The 24,551-nt window shown below is 46.2% G+C and carries 21 protein-coding genes and 1 other RNA gene; 19 read left to right on the forward strand and 3 right to left on the reverse strand.

The window, feature by feature from the left end; all coding sequences use genetic code 11:
- Positions 1-12: 12 nt before the first annotated feature.
- From ABCW47_RS10295 to ABCW47_RS10310, 4 genes are all read left to right on the forward strand, one after another.
- Entirely contained in the window at positions 13-2,202 is a 2,190-nt protein-coding gene (locus ABCW47_RS10295; protein WP_343209832.1) for a hypothetical protein, read from the forward strand.
- A 20-nt stretch (positions 2,203-2,222) separates the two neighbouring features.
- Positions 2,223-2,693, forward strand: coding sequence for a pilus assembly FimT family protein (locus ABCW47_RS10300; protein WP_343209833.1), 471 nt, complete (start codon positions 2,223-2,225; stop codon positions 2,691-2,693).
- Positions 2,694-2,731: 38 nt separating this feature from the next.
- Positions 2,732-3,736: a type II secretion system protein gene (locus ABCW47_RS10305; RefSeq protein ID WP_343209834.1), complete on the forward strand. Its 1,005-nt coding sequence runs from the start codon at positions 2,732-2,734 to the stop codon at positions 3,734-3,736.
- Between the two features lie 61 nt (positions 3,737-3,797).
- Positions 3,798-5,579: a GLUG motif-containing protein gene (locus ABCW47_RS10310; protein ID WP_343209835.1), complete on the forward strand. Its 1,782-nt coding sequence runs from the start codon at positions 3,798-3,800 to the stop codon at positions 5,577-5,579.
- A gap of 105 nt (positions 5,580-5,684) precedes the next feature.
- Here ABCW47_RS10310 and ABCW47_RS10315 read toward each other — a convergent pair whose 3' ends face one another.
- Entirely contained in the window at positions 5,685-6,494 is an 810-nt protein-coding gene (locus ABCW47_RS10315) for an alpha/beta fold hydrolase (protein WP_343209836.1), read from the reverse strand.
- Positions 6,495-6,707: 213 nt separating this feature from the next.
- Between ABCW47_RS10315 and spoIVB the strand changes: the two genes are divergently transcribed.
- The 13 genes from spoIVB to ABCW47_RS10380 all read left to right on the forward strand — a co-directional run bounded on the left by spoIVB (position 6,708) and on the right by ABCW47_RS10380 (position 20,925).
- Entirely contained in the window at positions 6,708-7,982 is a 1,275-nt protein-coding gene (gene spoIVB / locus ABCW47_RS10320) for a SpoIVB peptidase (RefSeq protein ID WP_343209837.1), read from the forward strand.
- A 141-nt stretch (positions 7,983-8,123) separates the two neighbouring features.
- A complete protein-coding gene (gene spo0A, locus ABCW47_RS10325; RefSeq protein ID WP_343209838.1) occupies positions 8,124-8,900 on the forward strand; it encodes a sporulation transcription factor Spo0A in 777 nt (258 codons plus the stop codon).
- 326 nt (positions 8,901-9,226) lie between these two features.
- Positions 9,227-10,663, forward strand: coding sequence for a glycogen synthase GlgA (glgA, locus tag ABCW47_RS10330; RefSeq protein WP_343209839.1), 1,437 nt, complete (start codon positions 9,227-9,229; stop codon positions 10,661-10,663).
- Between the two features lie 211 nt (positions 10,664-10,874).
- Positions 10,875-11,888, forward strand: coding sequence for a type I glyceraldehyde-3-phosphate dehydrogenase (gap, locus tag ABCW47_RS10335; protein ID WP_343209840.1), 1,014 nt, complete (start codon positions 10,875-10,877; stop codon positions 11,886-11,888).
- 172 nt (positions 11,889-12,060) lie between these two features.
- Complete coding sequence (locus tag ABCW47_RS10340; protein ID WP_343209841.1) at positions 12,061-13,254, forward strand: phosphoglycerate kinase; 1,194 nt, start codon at positions 12,061-12,063, stop codon at positions 13,252-13,254.
- Between the two features lie 92 nt (positions 13,255-13,346).
- The gene (gene tpiA, locus ABCW47_RS10345; protein ID WP_343209842.1) at positions 13,347-14,093 is read left to right on the forward strand and encodes a triose-phosphate isomerase; all 747 of its coding nucleotides are present in this window, start codon (positions 13,347-13,349) and stop codon (positions 14,091-14,093) included.
- Between the two features lie 171 nt (positions 14,094-14,264).
- Positions 14,265-15,809, forward strand: coding sequence for a 2,3-bisphosphoglycerate-independent phosphoglycerate mutase (gpmI, locus tag ABCW47_RS10350; RefSeq protein WP_343209843.1), 1,545 nt, complete (start codon positions 14,265-14,267; stop codon positions 15,807-15,809).
- 63 nt (positions 15,810-15,872) lie between these two features.
- Positions 15,873-16,124 carry a preprotein translocase subunit SecG gene (secG, locus tag ABCW47_RS10355; protein ID WP_343209844.1) on the forward strand — a complete coding sequence of 84 codons (252 nt, stop codon included), beginning with the start codon at positions 15,873-15,875 and terminating at the stop codon, positions 16,122-16,124.
- Between the two features lie 238 nt (positions 16,125-16,362).
- The gene (rnr, locus tag ABCW47_RS10360; RefSeq protein ID WP_343209845.1) at positions 16,363-18,486 is read left to right on the forward strand and encodes a ribonuclease R; all 2,124 of its coding nucleotides are present in this window, start codon (positions 16,363-16,365) and stop codon (positions 18,484-18,486) included.
- Positions 18,487-18,519: 33 nt separating this feature from the next.
- Positions 18,520-18,987, forward strand: a complete 468-nt coding sequence (smpB, locus tag ABCW47_RS10365) for an SsrA-binding protein SmpB (RefSeq protein WP_343209846.1) — start codon at positions 18,520-18,522, stop codon at positions 18,985-18,987.
- Positions 18,988-19,103: 116 nt separating this feature from the next.
- Positions 19,104-19,455, forward strand: a transfer-messenger RNA (tmRNA) gene (ssrA, locus tag ABCW47_RS10370).
- 173 nt (positions 19,456-19,628) lie between these two features.
- Positions 19,629-20,360: a Fic family protein gene (locus tag ABCW47_RS10375; protein ID WP_343209847.1), complete on the forward strand. Its 732-nt coding sequence runs from the start codon at positions 19,629-19,631 to the stop codon at positions 20,358-20,360.
- Between the two features lie 31 nt (positions 20,361-20,391).
- On the forward strand, positions 20,392-20,925 hold the full coding sequence (locus tag ABCW47_RS10380) for a hypothetical protein (protein ID WP_343209848.1): 534 nt from the start codon (positions 20,392-20,394) through the stop codon (positions 20,923-20,925).
- Between the two features lie 92 nt (positions 20,926-21,017).
- Here the strand turns inward: ABCW47_RS10380 and ABCW47_RS10385 are convergent, their stop codons facing one another.
- Positions 21,018-21,851 (reverse strand): hypothetical protein, encoded by an 834-nt coding sequence (locus tag ABCW47_RS10385; protein ID WP_343209849.1) that lies wholly within the window; start codon positions 21,849-21,851, stop codon positions 21,018-21,020.
- Positions 21,852-22,152: 301 nt separating this feature from the next.
- Positions 22,153-22,695 (reverse strand): TetR/AcrR family transcriptional regulator, encoded by a 543-nt coding sequence (locus ABCW47_RS10390; RefSeq protein ID WP_343209850.1) that lies wholly within the window; start codon positions 22,693-22,695, stop codon positions 22,153-22,155.
- A 141-nt stretch (positions 22,696-22,836) separates the two neighbouring features.
- On the opposite strand from ABCW47_RS10390, the gene ABCW47_RS10395 reads away from it, so the two are divergent.
- Both ABCW47_RS10395 and ABCW47_RS10400 read left to right on the forward strand, forming a co-directional pair.
- Positions 22,837-23,646, forward strand: coding sequence for an EFR1 family ferrodoxin (locus tag ABCW47_RS10395; RefSeq protein WP_343209851.1), 810 nt, complete (start codon positions 22,837-22,839; stop codon positions 23,644-23,646).
- Positions 23,618-24,394, forward strand: a complete 777-nt coding sequence (locus ABCW47_RS10400; protein WP_343209852.1) for a nitroreductase family protein — start codon at positions 23,618-23,620, stop codon at positions 24,392-24,394. The genes ABCW47_RS10395 and ABCW47_RS10400 overlap by 29 nt, the downstream gene beginning before the upstream one ends.
- The last annotated feature ends 157 nt before the right edge of the window (positions 24,395-24,551 follow it).

Consider the following 24,551-nt stretch of genomic DNA (forward strand, 5'->3'; position numbering starts at 1 on the left):
TGAGCAGGTTAAATGGAGACAAAACGGAAAAACCAACTGAATAACCGGGGCTCAAGCCTGCTTTTTGTCATTGCCGCTCTGGCGGTTATCGGCGTGATGGCGGCTCTTTCTCTCTCGGCGGCATCCGCCAACACGGTAATGAAGGCGGCAAACCGGGAATCGGAGAAGAATTTTTACCACGTGGAGCAGGCGCTGGATGAAATCTATGTGGGACTGGGGGAACAGGTTTCCGATACCTTTAAAGACGCCTACCAGCAATTCTCGGCGAATGTGGCTTCTACAATGGTAGAATACGCGAAAAACAACCATTCCACGGACGGTCTGGAGTTTGTACTTCAGAATCTTTTCCGTTCCAAATGCATCCAGAAGCTGGAGGTTCTCTTTTATATGGGGGATGACAAGGCGCTGGAGAAGAGCCGGCAGTTTCTGTCGGCGTACAGTCCCACGGTATCTTCTGAAAATATGGAGGTAGGGCTGCAGCGGATTGAATTCGGCGGTTACGATGTAACCCTTCGGGGCCTGAGTGTAAAAAATATCAATGCGGAGGACGTTTATTCTTCTATCACGACCGATCTCACGATTACCGTGCCGGATCTGACAGAATTGATGAAGGCGACTGACAATGGAACCGCTATTTTGCCGGCGGAGACGGCGGAACTGTTAAACTATGCCCTGATCGGCGCGGACCAGGTGCAGATTCTGGGGACGGATTTTACTGCTCTTGGAAATGTATACGCCGGGGACGGCGGTCTGCTCTGTGAGGACGGCACCGACAGCCGTATCCAGGGAAACCGGTTCGTCAGCCCGGGGGATATTGTAGTATACGGCGCTTCCCTTGCCGTGAATAGCAGTCAGGTCTGGGCCAGAAACATTAATACGGAAGAGTCCGGGGAGGATGGAAGGACCCCTGCGGTTGTTATGGAGACGGCGAAGACCGGTTCGGGCGGAATCTATGTTCAGGACGATCTGGCGGTAAACGGAACCGGAAGTCAGTTGGATTTAAGCGGAAATTACTATGGATTCAGCTATGGATCGGGCATGCACAGGCAGAGCAGCGCGATTACTGTCAATGCCCAGAGGTCAGTGGTAAATATGACTGACTTAAAGAAGCTCTTTCTCGCCGGGCATGCCTATCTGGATTTCTATGCCGGTGATCCGGGCATGGAAGGTTTTTATACGTATCCTCTGGCAGAATCCCTAAGTCTGAGCGTGGATCAGAACCTGTATCTGATTCAGAGAGATTATCTGGTGGAAGGTGCAGACAGAAATGTCTCCGCGGTAGTAAACGGAATTTCGTATAAAACCGGATATGGACGGGGCAATAATGCGGATCTTTTCAATGAGGAGCACGGATATTACGGTGTGCAGTTTACCCCGGATTTTAATCTGGATGAGCTGCTGGACCCGATTAAGCCGGTTTACTCCATGCTGATCAATAATAAAGTGTATTTATACTGGAACTTTGTAAATGAAGAGGCGAGGATTCAGTTCCTGGAATACTGTATCAAGCAGAAAGCGCTTGATCCCTATCTGGAATCGTTCATGGACGGGGGATCGGTAGAGATTACGGCTCCCTCGGGCTCCTATATCAACGGGCGGCTGTTCCGGGTCAGGGATAACAAAGCGTCCCTGGTGGGAAACCGGACTGTTATAACACCGGAGCTTAAGAGCAGGCTGGATGAAATGAAGCGGCAGTTTGCTTCTGCGACAGTGAGCCTGGAAACAGAAGAAGGAAAAACCGCATGGCGGGATATGATTTTCTTTGACCAGATATACGGAGGAAACGGCGCCGTGTACTGCCGGGATAATGTGCTGATTACCGCAGGGGATCTTATTGCCGCCCCTGACGGCTCTTATCTGGATCAGGATGGGAATGTGATTGATTTTACAGCCGGCAACGGCATTTTGATTGCATCCGGCGACATTATCATTCAACAGGATGCGTTTACCTTTACCGGTCTCGTGATTGCCGGGGGATCTGTCCGGATAGAGGGGAGCAGCGTCAGGCTGATCGCCGACGCGGCGGGTACTGCGGCTATTCTGCACTTTGCCGATCCTTCTCTTATGGATTATCTGGATATTAAAGGGATTACCGGGCAGGAGCCTGCGGACGCGGATGGAAATGGAGAGAGCACCGGCAATTCCATGGATCTGGAATACAGTTTTATGACCCTGTCCAACTGGACAAAGAATAAATCCTGACGGCAGGCATGGGTATAAGAATGAAAAATAAAATGAGACGAATGGTAAAGAAGGGTTTTACCCTGGTGGAGTTGATTGTCGTACTGGCGATTATCATGATCTTTACCGGCGCCAGCGCCGCTTCGTTAAGCGGCTTTGATCATAAGCAGGTGACGAAAGCCGCATCCCTTTTTGATGAACAGCTGGGGATTCTGCGCACTTATGCTACAACCAGAGCCGGCACATGGGAGCTGGAACTGACAGAGGAAGACGGCCAATATGTGACAAGGCTCCGCGTTGACGGTATGGACATAAGCAGGACGGAGATCGGCAGCACGTCAAAGGTAGCATTAAAGCAGCCTCTTCCGGGAAGCCGCTTTTGTGTGAACCGGGAGGACGGCGCGTTTCTGGAGAATGAAACTTATTTCTGCGGGGATGTGATATTCCAGGGCGGCGGCGGAGAGAAAACCGTTAAAATGATAAAGGAAACCGGAGCCCATTATGTGGAATAGGCAGATATGCATATTGCAGCCAAAGCGAGGGATGGACAGTGAGGAAGAAAGGATTTACGCTAATTGAATTGATCGTCTGCATTGCCATACTGGGAGTGGTCAGTTCTCTTGTGGGTATGATGATTACCCAGGCATCCCAGTCCTACCGTCGCACGATGGCAAGATCGGATCTGCAGACGGAGGCACAGGACTGCTTAAACCGGATTTCAGATCTGGTGATGGGCGGCAAAGACATTCAGACGAAAAATACCGGGACAGGGCTGATCCTACAGATTGATATGGATGAGGTGGAATGGAAGTCGGGACCGGATAAATCATTATATATAAACGGCGCGCTTTTAAGCGAGCCGGGAGTTGTCGCGGACTTTACGGCTAAGGTAGATAAGACAGTGGAGCTGTCTGTTATTTTGACGAAATCGGACGTTACCTGCGAGGAGCAGGTCAGCATAAAGCCCAGGAGCGGTGCGGTGCGGCAGATGGGAGCGGAATTGGTGCTTGCCACCGGCAGGGACATCCAGGATGTATGGCTGACGATAAAGGCGGATATGGAAGAGAAGGTGGCCAACAAGGAGCTTTCCTGGGAGTATGCCAGATGGCAGGATACCAACGGCATAGAGGGTACCAGGCATCAGCTGGCCCGGAATCTGCAAAAGAAATACGGGGATGCGTTTACCCAGGAGATGTATGATTATATCATCGGTTGTATCAATGAGTTTTATTTTCAGTGGTATCTGGGCACGCTGGCTCCTATCTTTGCAGACCAGACGATCAATTATAATGGGACCGATTATCCTATTCTCATGAAGGTTGATACCATTGACAAGAATGGCTCGGAGCCCACAACCTGGCTCTGCTATATCAGCACCACAGGCAAGACAACCAGCGTGGACTTTGCCTACCGTCAGAAGGATAAGTCCTGGTATAAAATCCTGAATAGGAAAGGCTCACTGGGAAATCTGAATATAAATAATATATCCAATCAGGGAAAGTTAGAGACCTGGCTTTCCAATAATCCCAGTCTTTATGAGAAAATGAACTGGTAAAAACAGACCCGGTACGCTATGCGAACCGTCTTACAGTAACCAGAGGAGGGAGGAAACCGGTGTGAAGAAAAAAGTAATACTATGGGCAGCAGCGGCGGGTATCATGCTGATTTGTACGGCCGGGTTCTGCCTTCGGGGCTTTATGAAAGCCGACGCGGCGGGGGCGTCGTCCTATTTTCCAGGACAGGGCACGGAAAGCGACCCATACCGGATCAGTACGGAAGAAGAGTTTCAGAATGTATTCCGGTATCTTAATGCGCTGCCCTGGAGAGGCAACAGGCAGGATTATTTTGTACTGGAAAATGATATTGACTGTAAAGGCGGGACAATAACTGGTCTTGCCCGATGGAATGTCCCGGCGTTTGCAGGGACTTTCGACGGGCAGGGCCATACAATCAGAAATCTTGTGCTAAGCAGGGGATATCTCTTTGGTGATATAAATACTACAGGTGTAGTAAAGAACTTAACTATGGATTTTGTTACTGTTATGAATCTGGAACAGGGCAGCGGGATTTTGGCAGGAGATAATAACGGCCGTATCGAGCATTGTAAGTTCCTTAATGTGAAAGCGGAAGGTGTAGGAGGCTCCAACATCGGCGGCCTGGCAGGAGAAAACGGCGGTATAATAATAGGGTGTGAATTCGGGGGAGTTCTTGGTAAAAGCACCAGTGTAGTTTACAGCGGAATGGGCGGTATAGCATCGTACAATAAGGGAGATATTATAGAATGCATAAATCGGGCCCGGATCTATGGAGTGGATACGGTGGGGGGAATCGTTAGTTATAATTTCGGAGGAACTGTCGCTGACTGCACGAACCTGGGCAGGATCTATGCCAATAACGGTGTAGGCGGAATTACGGGAAGAGCAGAGAACAGCCTGATTATCAACTGCGGCAATGAGGCGGAAATTACCGGAATAATAGCAAATGTCAGCGGGCCGCAGGCAATCGGCGGGCTGGCCGGCGCGATAAAGAGCAGTGAGCTATATAACAGCTATAATATTGCTGAAATTACCCTTGAACGTCTGGTAGTTTCTGAACATGATATCAGAGACGGTACGATAGCCGGAGGTCTGATCGGATATGCGGAAAATGCAAATATAGAGCTGGAAAATTGTTATGCCGGGGGCAAGATAACCGGTGGGACAGAAAGTTTGGGCGGGATTATAGGAAGCGGGCCCGGCGGAGCGGGTAAGAAAGCCGTCAGCTGCTATTGGAAGAGCAACGGATATTCTCAGGCGGTCGGAAGTGACAGAACGGATACAGAGTACGACGGAATCATGGAGCTTACACCGGAACAGCTGAAGGGAGAGGCCTTCGCCTATCAGCTGAACGATAATGCAAAAAATAGATATGAAGCCATAACAGATCCGGTACCCTGGAAGCTGTGGGGGTTTTATATGGGTGAGGAGCCTGAAAAACAGACGGGTTTTCCTGTGTTTGCCGATATAGAGGAAGAAAAGCCGGAAGTTCCTCCGGTGCGTTTTCAGATCATCTACTGCTCCGATGAGAAGCTGTCCGGTTTGACGGACCGAAGCAGTAACTCAGTACATCCTGATTTTATCTGTTTGGATGGACTGGCAGAACTGGAAACAAAGTACGATTTTGTCCAGTTTGCCTTTTCTGATAAGGAGGATGAGATCACACTTGCAGGAAAAGATCTTCTCTGGCACTATGAGGATAAGACAGAGCTGGGCGCGGCGGGCACCGGACACAAGATTCCCGATAAAAGACAGGTTGTGCGGCCGGACGGATCGGACTGCAGGTATGTGGTAATCTATGCTGAGGAAGATACGGAAGAAGTGTTTGAATATATCAAAGAAGACTATTTTATTGTACATTGACAGCGGTGTCAGACCACTGTTTTGGCATTTGAATCTCATTTAATGATAAATCGGCCATTCTGGAACAGGTTCAGAATGGCCGGTTTTATCGTTATGAAATTAATGTCACTGTGCATCCAGAAAGTTTAGAACCCTTTCGTTAAAATCTTTTGCCTCCTCATACACGCCGTGTCCCATGTCCGGATATATGAAAATTCTGCTTCCCTCAATCCTGTCCGCAATTTCCAGAGAAGCATTTCTTCCAACGATTTTGTCATTGTCCGCTCCTATTATACAGGCGGGACATTTTATTTTATCCAGTTCGTCAATGGCATTATGCCGGATGCAGGCATCTGCCTGGATGATAAACCGGTCAAAGTCCCTGGGCTTTCCAAGCCTTGTAAGGACCGGATATAATCTGCGGAATTTTTTTAAGTAGCGGTCCGTATAAGAACGTTCGGCCGTATCAATAAAAATATTTTTGTAATCACCGGATCGGGCCAGTGCAATCCAGTGCTCTGCAGCGGCGGTTAAAGTCTCATTTGGCCTCGGCGAGGTTACGGCCAGAATCAGTTTATGTACCATGGCTGGATAATCAATCGCCAGATACTGAGCGATCATGCCGCCCTGGGATACACCTATGATATCCGCTTTTGCTATCTTTAAGCGGACCATTGCCTCTTTCACATCGTTTGCCATATCACGGGTGGAATACCCTTCCGGCAGCAGGTTCTTACGGCTAAACACAAATACCCTGTATTTTAAAGCATAGATACGGTACATCAATGCGAATGCCACGGCGGTTCCTTTTACCGTTTTTAATCCGTCGCCCAATCCAGGAATAAAAATCAGATTTTTTTCACCCCGGCCAAAACAGATGTAGTCCATATCTGTTTCTTCGAATTCTAATTTGCCATTCTGTGCATGATAAAACATGAGCAGCCCTCCATTCATTCTTTCATTTTACCATAGATTCCCGAAGGATTCAGCATTTTACATTTCATGATACAGTTCTGTTCCATCTGTTTATAAAATTATGATATTCGGTACATACTAACTCTGCAAACAAACATTACAGTAGATAAGTCCTGTTTATTATTGACAGGGCTTACTATTTTTATGATATGTAAGAAAGGCAGGGTATAAACAATGACAAGGAAGGGTATCTACCGGATAATTTTAATCGGCTGTCTCGCAGCCACACTGGTGCTGCTGGGGTATTACGGCATACAGGCTATGAATAACCAGGTGCCGGACCATATGAATATTATGGTGGGTGAGACGGAATACCTTTCATCCGCCCTGCCGATCGAGATGGAACCGGAGGACGAATCAATAGCGGCCAATTTCTCCACCGCCCCGCAGGTTCAGGAAGGGCAGCTGAACAAGACTCAGGTTGCCATGCATGCGACAGAAACCGGAAGTTTCACCATGAAAGTGAAACTATTTGGCATATTTCCTTGGAAATCCGTACAAGTCGATGTTATAAACAATAATATAGCACTGACGCCATCCGGTCTTCCGGTTGGAATCAGTATGGAAACAGACGGGCTGCTGGTTCTGGGAACAGGGAGAATTGAGGGCGCGGATGGTTTGAACTATGAACCTGCGTTGTCTCTGCTTCAAACGGGCGATTATATTTTAGGAGTAAATGGAACTGCAGTAAACTCAAAACATAATCTTGTAAAGCGAATACAGGATGCCGGCGGCGAAAATGTGACCCTGACGGTTCGCAGAAATGGGGAAGAAACGGATCTTCTGGTTGCACCGGTAAAGTCATCGGACGGCCAATATAAAATCGGAGCCTGGATCAGAGATGATACGCAGGGAATTGGCACAATCACGTATGTAGACAGTAATAAAAGGTTCGGCGCTCTTGGACATGGCATCACTGATGTGGACACCGGTATTCTTATGGAACTGAAAAGAGGTGATTTATATCCGCTGACAATTGTCGATATCAAAAAGGGAACAAAAGGGAATCCTGGGGAAATAGTTGGTTTTTTGGAGACAGGCAAAGAAGAAAAAATCGGAGAGATTCTCTCAAATTCGTCAAAAGGTATCTTTGGCAGCTGGAGCGAAAAAGAAACTTCACAGAATGAGTACGGTGCTTTGCCGATTGCGTTAAAACAGGAAATAGAAAAAGGACCTGCTACTATTTTGTCCGGCATAGACGGAACAGTCAAGGAATATGAAATCGAAATAGAAAAACTGTATTTAAACAGTGACAGTGCAAATAAAGGAATGGTGATTCATGTAACGGATGAAAATCTTTTGTCCCTAAGCGGCGGAATTGTACAGGGAATGAGCGGCAGTCCGATTCTCCAAAATGGAAAAATAATTGGTGCGGTAACCCACGTTTTTGTTAAAGATTCTACAAGGGGGTTCGGAATTTTTATCGAAAACATGCTGTCGGAAAAATAGAAAAGAGTGTCAGACTTTGTCGAATTATGCGACAGAAAGAGCTTGAAGATTTAATAGAATGTTAATATAATGCGGTTTATAGGAAAAATAAAGAAAAAACAATTTTTTTAGCAGTGCTTGGAGAGGAAGGAGCGAAAAGAGATGGTAAACGTAGGGATTGTCGATGATAATGAGAGAATGATTTCCATTTTGTCGGATATCATGAAGGAGGACAAGGATATTTCTGTAGTGGGGACAGCAACAGATGGAATGGCAGCGCTCGATATGATTAAGGAAAAGACGCCGGATGTGGTTCTGCTGGATCTTATTATGCCGAAACTGGATGGTTTGGGTGTACTGGAAAAGGTAAAAACATTGCGGAATATGACAAAGATACCTCGATTTATAGTGCTTACTGCAATAGGCCAGGAGGGAATTGCAGAAAATGCGTTTGAACTGGGCGCCAATTATTACATCATGAAACCGTTTGACAATAATGTCGTTTTGTCCAGAATTAAAAATCAGGTGCAGATCACTGCTCCGGTGAAAATGAATGAGCCGGTTAAGAGTATGGCGCAGGTACATAATCTGGAAGCCGATGTCACAGATATTATCCATGAGATAGGTGTTCCCGCCCATATTAAAGGGTATCAGTATCTGCGGGATGCCATTATGATGTCTGTGGATGATCAGGAAATGTTGAATTCGATCACAAAAATTCTGTATCCGACCATTGCTAAGAAGCACAAAACAACGGCCAGCCGTGTAGAACGGGCGATTCGTCACGCGATTGAAGTCGCATGGAGCCGAGGCAAAATGGATACAATTGACGAATTATTTGGTTATACGGTGAGTAACGGCAAGGGGAAACCGACCAACTCAGAGTTTGTTGCCCTGATCGCAGACAAGATCAGATTGCAGTATAAGACACAACAATAAATCTGATTCATTTAAAGCCGCATATTTATCTGAGAAACCGTTTACGAAAGACAAAGTTTGGACAGTTCGGAAGAGACGGTTATTATTTTGCCCTTTTTTAAGGTAAAAAGGGCCGATTGTGTCTAAAAGGCACACGGACAAGGAGAAGAACATTCCGTATTAAGGACAAATGAACATATTAGGGTGGTATATTCTGGTTTTATTGGATAGGATATTCCGGGCACGGGGATCAGCTTAAGCCTCGTGCCCTTTTATATTTCAGCTTTCAATACACGTAAGATTCATGTATAATAGGATTCAGAAGATGTCATAGGAGGGTAATGTCTATGAAAAATATTTTGTTTGCCGCATCGGAATGCGTACCGTTTATCAAAACCGGAGGGCTGGCGGACGTGGTGGGATCGCTGCCGCAGAATCTGGACCCGGAGGAGTTCGATGTGCGCGTCATACTTCCAAAGTATGTCATGATAGCGGAAAAATGGAAGAATCAAATGAAGCCTGTCGCCACATTCTACATGGATCTGGCCTGGAGAAGCCAGTATGTGGGTGTGTTTGAACTGGAGTACGAAGGGATAAGGTATTACTTTATCGACAATGAATATTATTTTGCGGGGACGCAGCCATATGGGAATATTTATGAGGATGTGGAGAAATTTGCATTTTTCTGCAAGGCGGCGCTTTCAGCCCTGCCTCTGCTGGATTTCCGGCCGGATATCATTCACTGTCACGACTGGCAGACCGGGCTGATTCCGGTTTATCTAAAGGACAGTTTTGCGGAGGGAGCATTTTATCAGGGCATCCGCAGTATGATCACCATTCACAATCTGAAGTTTCAGGGCGTGTGGGATGTACAGACGGTTAAAGATATCACCGGACTTTCTTCCTACTATTTCACGCCGGATAAGCTGGAAGCTTACGGCGACGCCAATTATTTAAAGGGCGGTTTGGTCTATGCGGACTATGTTACCACGGTGAGCAGGTCCTACGCAGAGGAGATCCGGACCAGTTTTTACGGAGAGGGCCTGGACGGTCTGTTAAATGCCAGGAGTAATGTGCTGGAGGGAATTGTAAACGGGATTGATTATAAGGAGTGGAATCCGGGGACTGACCCGTTGATTGCAAGGCATTTTAACGCTTCGAATTTCCGCAGGGAGAAGATTAAGAATAAAAAGCAGCTGCAGCAGGAGCTGGGGCTTACAGAGAATCACCGCACCTTTATGCTGGGCCTGGTGTCCAGGCTGACGGATCAGAAGGGACTGGATCTGATCGATTACGTTATGGATGAGTTATGCAGCGAGGATATCCAGTTTGTGATTCTGGGAACCGGCGATCCCAAATATGAAAATATGTTCCGCCATTATGAGTGGAAGTATAAAGGCCGCGTATCTGCAAATATTTTCTATAACGAGGAGAGAGCCCATAAGATTTATGCATCCTGCGACGCGTTTCTGATGCCGTCCCTCTTTGAACCCTGCGGCCTGAGTCAGCTGATCAGTATGAGATACGGAACGCTGCCGATTGTACGTGAAACCGGCGGCCTGAAAGATACGGTGCAGCCTTACAATGAGTACGAAGGGACCGGGACCGGATTTTCATTTGCCAATTACAATGCCCATGAGATGCTGGATATTATCGGGTATGCAAAATCCATATATTACAATAAAAAGAAAGAATGGAATAAGATTATCGACAGGGCGATGGCAGAAGATTATTCCTGGAAACAGTCGGCGGAAAAGTATGCGGATATTTACAGAAGGTTGTAGATTCCCCCTTGCATTTTTTAAATATATGGTTTAGAATGAAAACAAGCTTTGCGAAAAATTTGTCAATCATTGGCAAATGGCTTATGTCCCTTATGTAAAGGCGGCGGATGGAAGCGTCCGTGAAGCCCCCCGGTCAACGGCGGGGTTTGGCCTGTTTCGCAGAGGGACAGGCATTTCTAATAAAATTTATCTTTTCTAGGAGGAAAAAATCATGGCAGTAAAAGTAGCAATTAATGGTTTTGGACGTATCGGACGTCTTGCATTCAGACAGATGTTTGGCGCTGAGGGTTACGAGATCGTAGCAATCAACGATCTGACAAGCCCTAAGATGTTAGCTCACTTATTAAAATATGATTCAGCACAGGGCAGATACGCTCTGGGTGACAAAGTTACATCTGGTGAAGATTCCATCACAGTAGATGGCAAAGAAATCAAAATCTATGCACAGGCTGATCCGACCGCTCTTCCTTGGGGTGATCTGGATGTAGATGTTGTATTAGAGTGTACCGGTTTCTTTACCTCTAAAGCAAAAGCAGAGGCTCATATCAAAGCCGGCGCTAAGAAAGTTGTTATTTCTGCTCCAGCAGGAAATGATCTTCCTACCGTAGTATACAGTGTAAATGAAAATATTCTGAAACCTACAGATACTGTAGTTTCTGCAGCTTCCTGTACAACAAACTGCCTGGCTCCTATGGCTAATACTCTGAATAACCTGGCTAAAATCAAAAAAGGTTATATGACCACAATTCATGCTTACACAGGTGATCAGATGACTCTGGATGGTCCTCAGAGAAAAGGCGATCTGAGAAGAGCCCGTGCAGCTGCAGTTAATATTGTTCCGAACTCCACCGGTGCTGCAAAAGCAATCGGCCTTGTTATTCCGGAGTTAAACGGCGTATTAGACGGCTGTGCACAGCGTGTTCCGGTACCGACCGGTTCTCTGACACAGTTGGTTGCTATCTGTGACGGCACTGTTTCCGCTGATGATGTAAATGCAGCTATGAAAGCAGCAGCTTCCGAGTCCTTCGGTTACACAGAGGAAGAACTGGTTTCTTCTGATATCATCGGTATCACATATGGTTCTCTGTTCGATGCAACTCAGACCAAATGTATGGATATGGGCGACGGCACAACTTTAGTTAAAGTTGTTTCCTGGTATGACAATGAGAATTCTTACACAAGCCAGATGGTAAGAACGATCAAATATTTTGCTGAATTAGCATAATCGAATAAGTTATATCAATTGTATTGATCCTAACCGGGTCCGGTCTGTTTGTAGGACCGGGCCCGTTTTCGTCGGATGAATCAAGCTGTATTCAGGATTCTGTCATGATCGGCGGCTGTCCGGTGTGAGAGAATGCGGATAAACAAAATTGTGTAGGGAAAGGAACGAGACTATGTTAAATAAGAAATCAATTGATGATATCAATGTAAAGGGTAAAAAAGTTCTGGTTCGCTGTGATTTTAATGTACCGCTTCAGGAAGGCAAAATTACCGATGAGAACCGTCTGGTAGCAGCACTTCCTACCATCAAGAAACTGGTTGCCGACGGCGGCAAAGTGATTCTTTGCTCCCATCTTGGCAAACCGAAGGGTGAGCCGAAACCGGAATTGTCTCTGGCACCGGTTGCAAAGAGACTGGCAGAGCTGCTTGGACAGGAAGTAAAGTTCGCGGCAGATCCTGAGGTTGTGGGCCCGAACGCAAAAGCCGCTGTTGATGCAATGAAAGACGGCGACATCGTTCTTCTTGAGAATACCCGCTACAGAGCAGAAGAAACTAAGAACGGCGAAGCATTCAGCAAAGACCTGGCTTCCTTATGTGATGTATTTGTGAATGATGCATTTGGTACCGCTCACAGAGCTCACTGCTCCAACGTAGGCGTTACCCAGTTTGTAGATACCGCAGTGGTAGGATACTTAATGCAGAAGGAGATTGATTTCCTCGGCAATGCAGTGGATAATCCGGTCAGACCTTTTGTTGCTATTCTGGGCGGTTCCAAGGTTTCCAGCAAGATTTCCGTTATCAATAATCTGCTTGACAAGGTTGATACTCTGATCATCGGCGGCGGTATGGCTTATACCTTCATGAAAGCAACCGGCGGCAAGATCGGTACTTCTCTGGTAGAGGATGATTATCTGGATTACGCAAAAGAGATGTTAGATAAAGCAAAAGCAAAGGGTGTAGCCCTGCTGATCCCGGTTGATACTGTAGTGGCAAAGGAATTCTCCAACGATGTTCCGTTCCACACCGTGAAAGCCGGCGAGATCGCTGACGATGAGATGGGCCTGGATATCGGACCGGAGACAAGAAAACTGTTTGCGGATGCGATCAAAGACGCAAAGACCGTTGTATGGAACGGACCGATGGGCGTATTTGAGATGAGCAACTTCGCAGCTGGTACGGTTGCTGTTGCACAGGCTATGGCAGATATCGACGCGACAACAATTATCGGCGGCGGCGATTCCGCAGCGGCTGTTAATATCCTTGGCTTCGGCGACAAGATGACACACATCTCTACCGGCGGCGGCGCTTCTCTGGAATTCCTGGAGGGCAAAGAGCTTCCTGGTGTTGCTGCAGCGAACGATAAATAAGCACAGGATGTGCGGTTGACAACAATTGGTTCTTCGCCGTTTCTGCGGCGAAGAACTTTTGTGGGATAAATGGTAAAAAGGAGATAAGTAAAATGAGAAAGAAAATTATTGCAGGTAACTGGAAAATGAACATGACCCCTTCACAGGCGGTTGCATTAGTGAATGAATTAAAGCCATTGGTAAAGAATGACGACGTAGATGTTCTTTTCTGTGTACCTGCTATTGATATCATTCCTTGTATGGAAGCTGCAAAAGGCACCAATATCAATATCGGTGCGGAAAATATGTATTATGAGGAGAGCGGCGCATATACCGGCGAGATTTCTCCGAATATGTTAACCGATGCAGGCGTAAAATATGTTATTATCGGGCATTCTGAGAGAAGAGAGTATTTCGCTGAGACAGATGAGACGGTAAATAAGAAAGTTCTGAAAGCATTCGAGCACGGTATTACACCGATCGTTTGCTGCGGCGAGTCCTTAACACAGAGAGAGCAGGGTATCACAATCGACTGGATACGTCAGCAGATTAAGATTGCTTTCCTGAATGTAACAGCAGATCAGGCTAAGACAGCAGTGATCGCTTACGAGCCGATCTGGGCAATCGGTACCGGCAAAGTTGCAACGACAGAGCAGGCTCAGGAAGTATGTGCGGCAATCCGTGCATGCATCGCTGAAATCTATGATGACGCTACAGCGGCAGCAATCCGCATTCAGTACGGCGGCAGCGTATCCGGCGCCAGCGCTCCGGAATTATTCGCACAGCCTGACATCGACGGCGGTCTTGTAGGCGGCGCTTCTCTGAAGCCAGATTTCGGTAAGATTGTAAATTATAAATAATTATACTTTAGCGGGGCCTCTCCGGGATAACCGGGAGGTCCTGATTCAGGCAGATAGAAACTCTGCCCCTGAGAGCGAAGCCAGTGCCGGAGCGTCACGGCTTCATTCACTATAAGACCGGCCCGGTGCCGGCCTTTCATCCTTTTGAATCGCTTCGGAATGGAGGAATATATGAGTAAAAGACCTACAGTCTTAATGATTTTAGATGGTTATGGACTAAATGAAAAGATGGAGGCGAATGCCGTTAAAGAGGCGAAAACTCCGGTTATGGATAAATTGATGGCGGAGTATCCGTTTGTGAAGGGAAATGCCAGCGGGATGGCGGTAGGCCTTCCGGAAGGACAGATGGGCAATTCCGAGGTGGGCCATCTGAATATGGGTGCAGGCCGCATCGTGTATCAGGAGCTGACCCGGATCACCAAATCCATTCAGGATGGGGATTTCTTTGAAAATGAAGCGTTTCTCGCCGCAATCGACAACTGCAAGAAAAATAATTCTGATCTGCACCTGTACGGTCTGCTCTCAGACGGCGGCGTACACAGTCATAATACCCATCTCTATGCTCTGCTTGAGCTGGCTAAAAAATCAGGGCTGACCAATGTATATGTTCACTGCTTTATGGACGGCCGTGATACACCGCCCGCTTCCGGCAAGGGTTATGTGGAAGAGCTGGTTGCGAAGATGAAAGAAATCGGAGTAGGCAAAGTGGCTTCTGTCATGGGCCGGTACTATGTAATGGATCGTGACAACCGCTGGGACCGTGTGGAAAAAGCTTACCGCGCTATGGTTGCAGGCGAGGGCAATACAGCAGAAGATCCGGTTCAGGCAATGCAGAATTCTTACGATGAGGGCAATAATGATGAATTCGTGGTACCTACCGTTGTTCTGGAAGACGGCAAACCGGTTGCTACGATCAAAGAAAATGATTCTGTTATTTTCTTTAACTTTAGACCGGACCGTGCCAGAGAGATCACAAGAGCATTCTGCTGTGACGATTTTGATGGATTTGCAAGGCCAAACGGCCGTTTCCCGCTGACCTACGTATGCTTCACCGATTATGATGTAACCATTGGCAATAAGCTGGTTGCTTTCCATAAAGTTGAGATCACAAACACCTTCGGTGAGTTTCTGGCCGCGAATGGCAAGACGCAGCTGCGGACTGCGGAGACAGAGAAATATGCCCATGTAACCTTCTTCTTCAACGGCGGTGTGGAAGTGCCGAACAAGGGAGAAGACAGACTTCTCGTGAATTCTCCGAAAGTGCCGACTTATGATATGCAGCCGGAGATGAGCGCTTACGAAGTGGCCGATGGCCTGGTAAATGCCATAAAGTCCGGTAAATATGATGTTATTATCGTAAACTTTGCCAACCCGGATATGGTTGGGCATACGGGTGTGGAGGATGCTGCGATTAAGGCAATCGAGGCTGTGGATACCTGTGTGGGAAAAGCTTATGATGCGCTGATGGAAGTGGATGGACAGATGTTTATCTGTGCAGATCATGGAAACGCGGAGCAGCTGGTAGACTATGTGAGCGGTGAGCCCTTTACTGCCCATACAACCAATCCGGTGCCGTTTATACTGGTGAATTATGATAAAGAGTATATATTAAGAGAGGGAGGCTGCCTGGCCGATATCGCACCTACTCTGATTGAGATGATGGATATGAAGCAGCCATCTGAGATGACAGGAAAATCCCTTTTGATTAAGAGATAATTCTTGTAATACCTGTCCGGATGTGGTATAATCATTTCGTTAGACTTTTAGGAGGTGAATCGGATGGCAGCGTTAAAAGTAGTGCTTACGATGATTTATGTCGTTGTCAGTATCGCGCTTGTTATAATCGTATTGATGCAGGAAGGTAAGTCGGAAGGCCTCAGTGCTGCACTCAGCGGTGCAGGTTCAGGCGGCAACAACAGCTATTGGGAGAAGAATAAGGGCCGTTCTAAAGAAGGGACGATGTCTAAGGTTACAGCAATCCTGGGCACGGTATTTGTTGTTCTTTCTATCGTATTGAATCTGAATTTTTAGTGACAATTAGAATGAGACGTGATGAAACCGGACCGCTTCTTTTTGAAGCGGTCCTTTTTACATGGAAAAAAGACCGGAGCGCCGGGCTTTGATATAATCAGAACCTGCTGGGTAAGCATGTTTTATTGTATTGGTTCCAAAAAAAGGATATACTTAATATAGGACGGAAAGAGAGCCTTTGGTGTCAAGTTTGAGGCAAAGAGAGTTTCAAGCTATTTATTTGGGTGAAAGGAATGAAATGGAAATAGAAAAATTAGAAGAAAGAAAGCAAAAAGTATTTGAATATATATCGTCGAACGAGTATAAACCGCTGAAACTGAATGAAATGGCCGGTTTTTTACAGGTTCCCAGAGGGGATAAACCATTTTTTCGGCAGATATTAGATACACTGCAAAAGGAAGGAAAGATTGTTATTGATGGGAAAGGACGCTACCGCCTGCCTGCGGACGATATAAAAGTGGGAACTTTCTCGGGGACAGAGCGGGGATTTGGCTTTGCCGTGATCGAAGGAGAAGACGATGATGTCTTTATCCCTGAGTCAAAGACCAAAGGGGCCCTGCACGGTGACCGTATCCAGATCCAGATCGTGCAGGCAAGTACCGGAACAAAGCGGAGAGAAGGCGTTGTATTAAAAATTCTGGAACGGGCCAATGAAATTGTGGTAGGTACCTTTCAGAAGAGCAGGAATTTCGGTTTTGTAATTACAGATAATAAGAAGTTCAACAAGGATATTTTTATCTCCAAGGGTCAGACCAAAGGGGCAGTCTCCGGCCATAAAGTGCTGGTTAAGCTGACCTCCTACGGTGATGAGAAGAAGAACCCGGAAGGGGTGGTTCTGGAGATACTGGGACATATTAACGATCCGAAATCGGACGTCATTTCCATCGTGAAGGCCTATGGCCTGCCGGAACAATTTCCGGAGGAAGTGCTCCATCAGATTCAGGCGATTCCCGAGGAAGTGCAGGAAAGTGAAAAAGAAGGCAGGCTGGATCTGCGAAATCTCCCTACTGTAACCATCGACGGGGAGGATGCCAAGGATCTGGACGATGCGATATCTATATCCAAAGAGGGAACCCTTTATCATCTGGGTGTGCACATCGCAGATGTCTCCCATTATGTAAGAGAAAATTCGCCTTTGGATAAGGAGGCCCTGAAACGGGGAACCAGCGCCTACCTGGTGGACAGCGTGATTCCCATGCTGCCTCACAAGCTTTCCAATGGAATCTGTTCTTTAAATGCAGGGACAGACCGGCTGGCGTTAAGCTGTCTGATGGACATTGACGGGAATGGGACGATTGTCAGCCACCAGATTACAGAAACGCTGATTCAGGTAGACAGGAGAATGACATACACCAATGTCCAGAAAATACTGGACGGGGATGCAGAAGTCTGCAAAGAGTACGAGGGCTTTGTGCCGATGTTTCAGCTTATGCAGGAGCTGGCCGGCATCTTGCGGGAACAGAGAAGAAAAAGAGGCTCTATCGACTTTGATTTTCCGGAGAGCAAGATATTGACAGATGAGAACGGCGCTCCTGTGGAAATAAAGGCTTATGAGAGAAATACGGCAACCCGTATTATCGAGGATTTTATGCTGGCGGCCAACGAGACGGTGGCGGAAGACTATTTCTGGCAGGAACTGCCCTTTGTTTACCGTACCCACGAGGCGCCGGATGAGGAGAAAATGCGCAGCTTCGGCATTTTTATCAATAATTTCGGGTTCTCTATCCATCTGGGTAAAAATGAAATTCATCCCAAGGAGCTGCAGAAATTGATTGCCAAACTGGACGGCAATCCCAATGAGGCCCTGATCAGCAGGCTGATGCTCCGATCCATGAAGCGGGCGCAGTATACCACGCAGAATCTGGGACATTTCGGATTGTCTACCAAGTACTACTGTCACTTTACATCACCGATCCGCCGTTATCCTGATCTGCAGATTCACCGTATTATAAAGGAGAATCTCCACGGGAAGCTGAATGGAAAGCGGATTGCTCACTACAATGCTGTTCTGGGAGGTGTGGCCGCTTCGTCGAGCGCTCTGGAGCGCCGGGCCGATGAAGCTGAGATGGAAGTGGAGAAATTAAAGAAAGTGGAGTATATGAGCCGTCATCTGAATGAAAGCTTTGAGGGGGTTATCTCCGGTGTGACCGGATGGGGCATCTTTGTGGAGCTGGCCAATACCGTTGAGGGGCTGATCCGGCTTGAAACCATGAAGGATGACTATTATATCTATGATGCGGAGCAGTACCAGCTCACAGGCGAACACAGCAAAAAAGTGTATAAGCTTGGCCAGAAAGTGAAAATAAGAGCGGTATCCGCAGATAAATTACTGCGAACCATTGATTTTGAAATGGAAAATTGATACGATAGACAGGAAAAGAAAGGAGGGGATCAGATGCCCAGGGACAGTATAAAGATGGTTGCAAATAATAAGAAAGCATATTTTGACTATTTTATTGACGAAACGCTGGAGGCAGGGATTTCCCTCCACGGGACAGAAGTGAAGTCCATCCGTATGGGGAAGTGCAGCATCAAGGAATCCTTTGTCCGTATTGCACGGGGTGAGGTATTTATCTATGGTATGCATATCAGCCCCTACGAGAAGGGAAATATATTTAACAAGGACCCGCTGCGGGTGAGAAAGCTTCTGCTCCACGATTATGAGATCCACCGGTGGGAGGCGCAGATTGCCCAGAAGGGCTACACACTTGTGCCGTTAAAGGTTTACCTGAAAGGAAGCCTGGTGAAGGTGGAGATCGGCCTGGCAAGAGGCAAGAAGCTCTATGACAAGCGCCAGGACATTGCTAAAAAGGACCAGCGCCGGGAGGCAGAGAAGGATTTCAAGGTAAAAAATCTCTATTGAAAAAAGTCTGTTGACATGCCGGGTAAAATAAGCTATAGTTAAATGTCAACAGAACCTTCTGTGACGAACAGAAGAATCTGTATTTATCTGCGACGGTGTGCCTTGCCGTTATACCAGGGGTTGTACTGGTTTCGACGGGGGTTTTGCAGTTAGAGCAGCTATCCGTGGACTCCGTGACCACGTTAAAACATGGAACTTAAATATAAACGCAGATAATAATAAATTAGCGTTAGCAGCCTAAGTGCTGCTCGTCAGCCTTAGTGCACCTACACATTAAGATCCTGGCGTCGATTATGTAGGAAACGACTCCTGCAAAGCTTTGAGCAGGTGGGCGTAACATGAAGCTACTGAAGCCTTAAGCCTGTCATTTGGCGTAAGGCGGAGGGAATGTCAGTAAAATGACTATGATAGTAGATACTGTAATGAATAGACTTTCGGACAGGGGTTCGATTCCCCTCAGCTCCACTTAAAAACCCTTGTGTTTACAAGGGTTTTTGTTGCATAGTGTACATTCAAGTGGCCCAGGAGATCGGTTCCCCTGAAACCGAAAAATGAGAATGCTGATTTTCTGTTAAGTGATGAATATTAAGAAACTTTGATGTTAATATATGCAGGACAGGTTAGAACTGGAGGTGCAGTGAATGGAAACGAAAAAATTCAATACGTTTTTGCGGGAACGATTTCAGATAGAGCGCAAAAAAATTGATCGGTCAGGGGTTTATGGGTTTACGCAGCGCCTTCTTGCTTATAATTCTAACAGGATCGAAGGAAGCACTCTGACAGAAGAACAGACAGCTTCTTTATTTGATAGCGGCACTTTGCCCAGGTCAGATGACTATTATCGGGCGAAAGATGTGGAAGAGACAAACGGACATTTTCTGATGTTTAATAAAATGCTGGATACGCTGGATCAGATGCTGACCCAGGAACTAATTAAGCAATTCCATTATGAATTGAAATCCGGTGTGTTTGAGGACCGTGCAAACGGGTATGCCATCGGTGATTATAAGCAGCGGCCCAATATGATTGGAATGTATACTACAGTGCTGCCATCGCAGGTAGAGACGGAAATGTCACAACTGCTTGATTGGTATAACAGCCAGAGTCCTGATATACATGTTTTGGCGGAATTTCATGCGCGCTATGAGAGTATTCACCCCTTTCAGGATGGGAATGGAAGAACGGGGCGGCTGATCTTGTTTCGGGAATGTCTCAAAAATGATATGATTCCTGTTGTAATTGAGGATAAAAATAGAAGTGAATATATAGAGGGGCTTAAGGAATTTAGAGAGAATCATACGCTAAAGGGACTAGTAGAGCTTTTGAAAACAGAACAAGAATTTTATTACCAAAAGGCCAGTTATTTCATTTAGGCAGTGGGACTGTGATAATAGGGGTATAGGCATGAAAAATTCACAACGCATTACAGTAGCAGCTACTATAATGATAATATGCGTTGCGGCGATCATTCTGTTATTAGTCAATCATAATAAACGCAGTAACGAAATTATGAAACTAAACCAACAATATCCTCAGTATGACTTACAGGCTCCCGATTTGATTATAATTCAAAAAGAAGAACGAAAATTACAATTTGAACCTGGTTCTGATGAATATCGAAATATATATGATAAAATTTCAGATTGCTGGTGGAAAGATCAGAACAATCAATTAGCTGCCGGTTTACTGCGGTATAAAATGGTCTGGAGCAAAGGTGATATATCAGGTGATGAAATCTTAATTAGATTTGAATACTCTGATAAAAAGTTGTGGAATTATTTGCTCGATGATGAACCGATTGAAATAGAAGGCTATGTTTTCAGACCGGAAACCAACGCATACGCTATTATTGTGGATGGAGATTATTTTGAAAGAGGAGTAATGTATTTTTATACTTCTGAAGAGATTTTAGAGTTGTTAGACGAAATCTGCAGCTGAGTAATATTAGAGATGTGATACAAATCGATGATGCTATAGCTGCATCAGCGTTATGTAGAATCAAGGCCCCTCCCTCTGGAGAGGCCTTGATTTTATTCAACTACGCGGAATAATTTTAATAAGCTGTGTCCCCAGTCATTGCTGAATTTACCTGGAAGAACAGTGGAGTCATCCTCCGGGGTCCAGTCAGCCTTGACGGATAGAAAATAGGTCCTGTCATTCAGATAAGAAGAGAGAGGATTATAAATGAGCAAATACCGAAAATCACTCTGCCACTTTATTTCCTCATCTATGACATCGAAATATTCGCCTGTGAAACATAAATCAGTGATAACCGTCTGGCTTGAATCCAAACATATGAGACGGATACGGGAGGTAAGACCTCTGTTAACCGATGCTTCGAAATTTTCCCACAGCTCTTTTCCTGCTAAATAATAGCCTCCCCGCACTACGGCACAGCCATCTGCTTTTCCTAAAATATCCGCCCTATCATCATATACGGTCCTGTCGTAAGGATAAACCGGTAATGGATCGATCGATTCTGCCATTAGATATTCATCCAAATCCGGCCAGCCCGGCGTGCTCAGTAACTCCGGTCTGGGGGATTCCTCACCGTTTGATTCACCCGTAAATAATACCAGCCGAAAATTTTCAATACGTTCTGCGGGAGGAAGCCACAAATTGCGGTAAAATTCACGGAAGGTCAGATCCGAATTGTCAGATAAAACATAATAGGTAGTTCCAACGCCCTGATCAAATAATTTGAGCAGGGAGGAATAGGAATGACGGAGGGTTTGATCAGTCTGCCGGACAGTCAGTAAATAATTATTTCCGTCAAATTCCAACGTATGTAATAGGCAAACTGCTGCCTTGCTGTCATAACAGCAGGCGAGGGTAACTTTCGATTTTTCTTTATTCTCTGTCAAACTTAAAAAGCTTTCCCACGTTTCCGAACCGGATGTTATGCGTCCTTTTTCCCAAACGATATATTGTTTGGATTTGGCCTTTTCTATACTGCATGTTTTAGAAAAGTATGCTGCATAGGCGGACCCCGTTTCATATTTAGCGATGCCTATTGCGACAGAGCAAAGGATGATTATCAATGGGACAATAAATAACAGTAGTTTTCTAAATTTCATGATATCCCTTCGGTTATAGCATATCTTTTCGTCAAGATACTTGTCCATCTACGCTTATATTATAACACAACAGGCAATTTTGAAGAAATCACTTAGTTTCAGAAATAGTTTCATTTTTTGTAATCCTCAGAAATTCGTCTGCCATATCCTCCGGGGATTCCTTCATGCCGCTTTCCAGCCAGCAGAGCATCATATTATAAAATGCTCCGGAAAAGTAGTAGATTTCATATCTTGTTATGGAACTGACCGGCATATCCCCGCAGGCATCTATTTCGCAGTCGGTGATCACGTCCAGCAATGTGGTAGCTACCTTTGCATGATGAAAGGCCAGGACAAGGCCGGCATATTCTTTGTAGAAGCGGAATTTATAAAGCATCACCTCTCTGCTGTGAAAGTCCTCATTCGGAAAGGGCTTCCCCTCGTGATAGCACAGCGACATCTTATGAATTCCATACTCTATGATATCTTCCACCGATCTGAAATTACGATAAAAGGATGCCCGGGCGACACCGGACTTTTCGATTAATTCAGTGACGGTCAGCGTTGACCAGTCTTTGTGTCCCGCAAATTCAAGCAATGCAGATAACAGGCGGTCTTTCACCTTCTGGCTGGCCGCTTTTCTTTTGTCCATGATACAGATCTCCTTATTTTGTCTCAGGTTGAATGATTGACAACATTGTCAAATATGATACAATATGTATCATATTTGATGGCTTCAGTTTTGTCAAGGCAGCGCGTTCGCAAGAAAAAGCGCTTCAGAATGGAGAGATATATGGTTTTATATTTTAGCGGAACCGGCAATAGCCAGCTTGCAGCATTCAGGCTTGCGGAGTTGATTGAAGAGAATGAGGTAATATCGATCAATCATTATTTAAAGTCGGGGAAAAAAGCAGTGATCAGGTCAGAACGCCCGCTGGTATTTGTCGCTCCCACCTATTCCTGGAGGATGCCAAGAGTGGTAGAGCAGTGGATCAGAGAGACCAGCTTTGAGGGCGGCGGAGAAGCTTACTTTATTTTAACTTGTGCGGGAGGCTGCGGCAATGCCGCAGCGTACGCTGAGAAATTGTGCCGGGAAAAAGGATTGCGTTTTCGCGGGCTCGCCCCGGTCATTATGCCGGAAAACTATCTGGCCCTGTTTCCGACGCCGGAGAAAGAAGAGTGCGGGACAATCATAGAAAATGCAGAACCCCGTATCGCCTCGCTTGCAAAGCTGGTTCGGTCAGGGGAAGCCTTTCCGGCCTTGTCCGTATCCCTCGGAGGAAAGCTGGAAAGCGGTCCGGTAAATCCTTTATTTTATGCACTTTTTGTCTATGACAGGAGCTTTCGGGTATCGGATCAGTGTATTTCCTGTGGGAAATGTGCTGTGCGATGTCCGCTGAACAATATTGACATAACAGGAGGAAGACCGGTGTGGAAGGGAAACTGTACACACTGTATGGCCTGTATCGGCGGCTGTCCCACGGAGGCAATTGAGTATAAATCGAAATCAAAGGGACGGCATCATCATTATATCATGGATGACTCTCTATGCAGGAAAGCGGAGGTGGAACTCAGTGAAACGCGAACATATCATTCGGATTGACCCGGCAAAATGTATAGGCTGCGGCCTGTGCCGGAAGGACTGTCCGGCGGGTAATATCCTGATTGAAAATAAGAAAGCAAAGATAATTGCTCAGGACTGTATCAAGTGCGGACACTGTGTTGCCGTCTGTCCGAAGGCGGCGGTTTACATGACCGGCTTTGACGAAGAGCCGGAGGAGATCGGAAGGGCAGTTTTGTTGGACCCGCAGAGGCTGCATGATGCGATTAAAACAAGGCGCAGCATCCGGCAGTTTACAAAGCGGCAGATAGCTCCGGAAATACTGGAACAAATCATGGAAGCCGGCCGGCTGACACCAACCGGAGGAAATACACAAGATGTATCGTTTGTTATATTGAAAGATAAGATAGAGTGCTTTGAAAAACCGGCAGTACGGCTTTTTCGAAGACTAATCCCTCTGATGAGGCTGGTCAGCCCCATGGCCAGGCGGACAATCATAGACGATCATTTTTTCTTCAAAAAGGCTCCAGCCGCAATCGTCATTGTGGCTCGGGATAAGGTAAACGGTGCCTTGGCAGGAGCAAATATGGAGCTGATGGCGGAAGCCTGTGGTTTAGGCGTACTCTACAGCGGATTTTTCTCCATGGCTGTTAATAAATCCCGAGCACTGCGAAAAATGCTTAGATTAAAACACAGAGAAATAGCCGTGACGACGCTGGTTCTGGGATATCCGAACGTGACCTATTACCGAACGGTACAGAAGGAAGCGGCTTCTGTGCGGCAGTTTTGACATTTCATACGATCAAAAAAATAGGAATGGAGGCCCGTCAACCGGGTTGCTCGTTAAGAAAAAAGACCAGGAAAGAATAAAATTATTCTTTCCTGGTCTTTTTTTATGGTTACAAGCATAACTTGTACTATTGGAATTCTATGCAGACAACCCTGGC

Origin of the sequence: Anaerolentibacter hominis, assembly GCF_032380675.1 — a bacterium.
Classification (GTDB): Bacteria; Bacillota; Clostridia; order Lachnospirales; family Lachnospiraceae; genus Anaerolentibacter; species Anaerolentibacter hominis.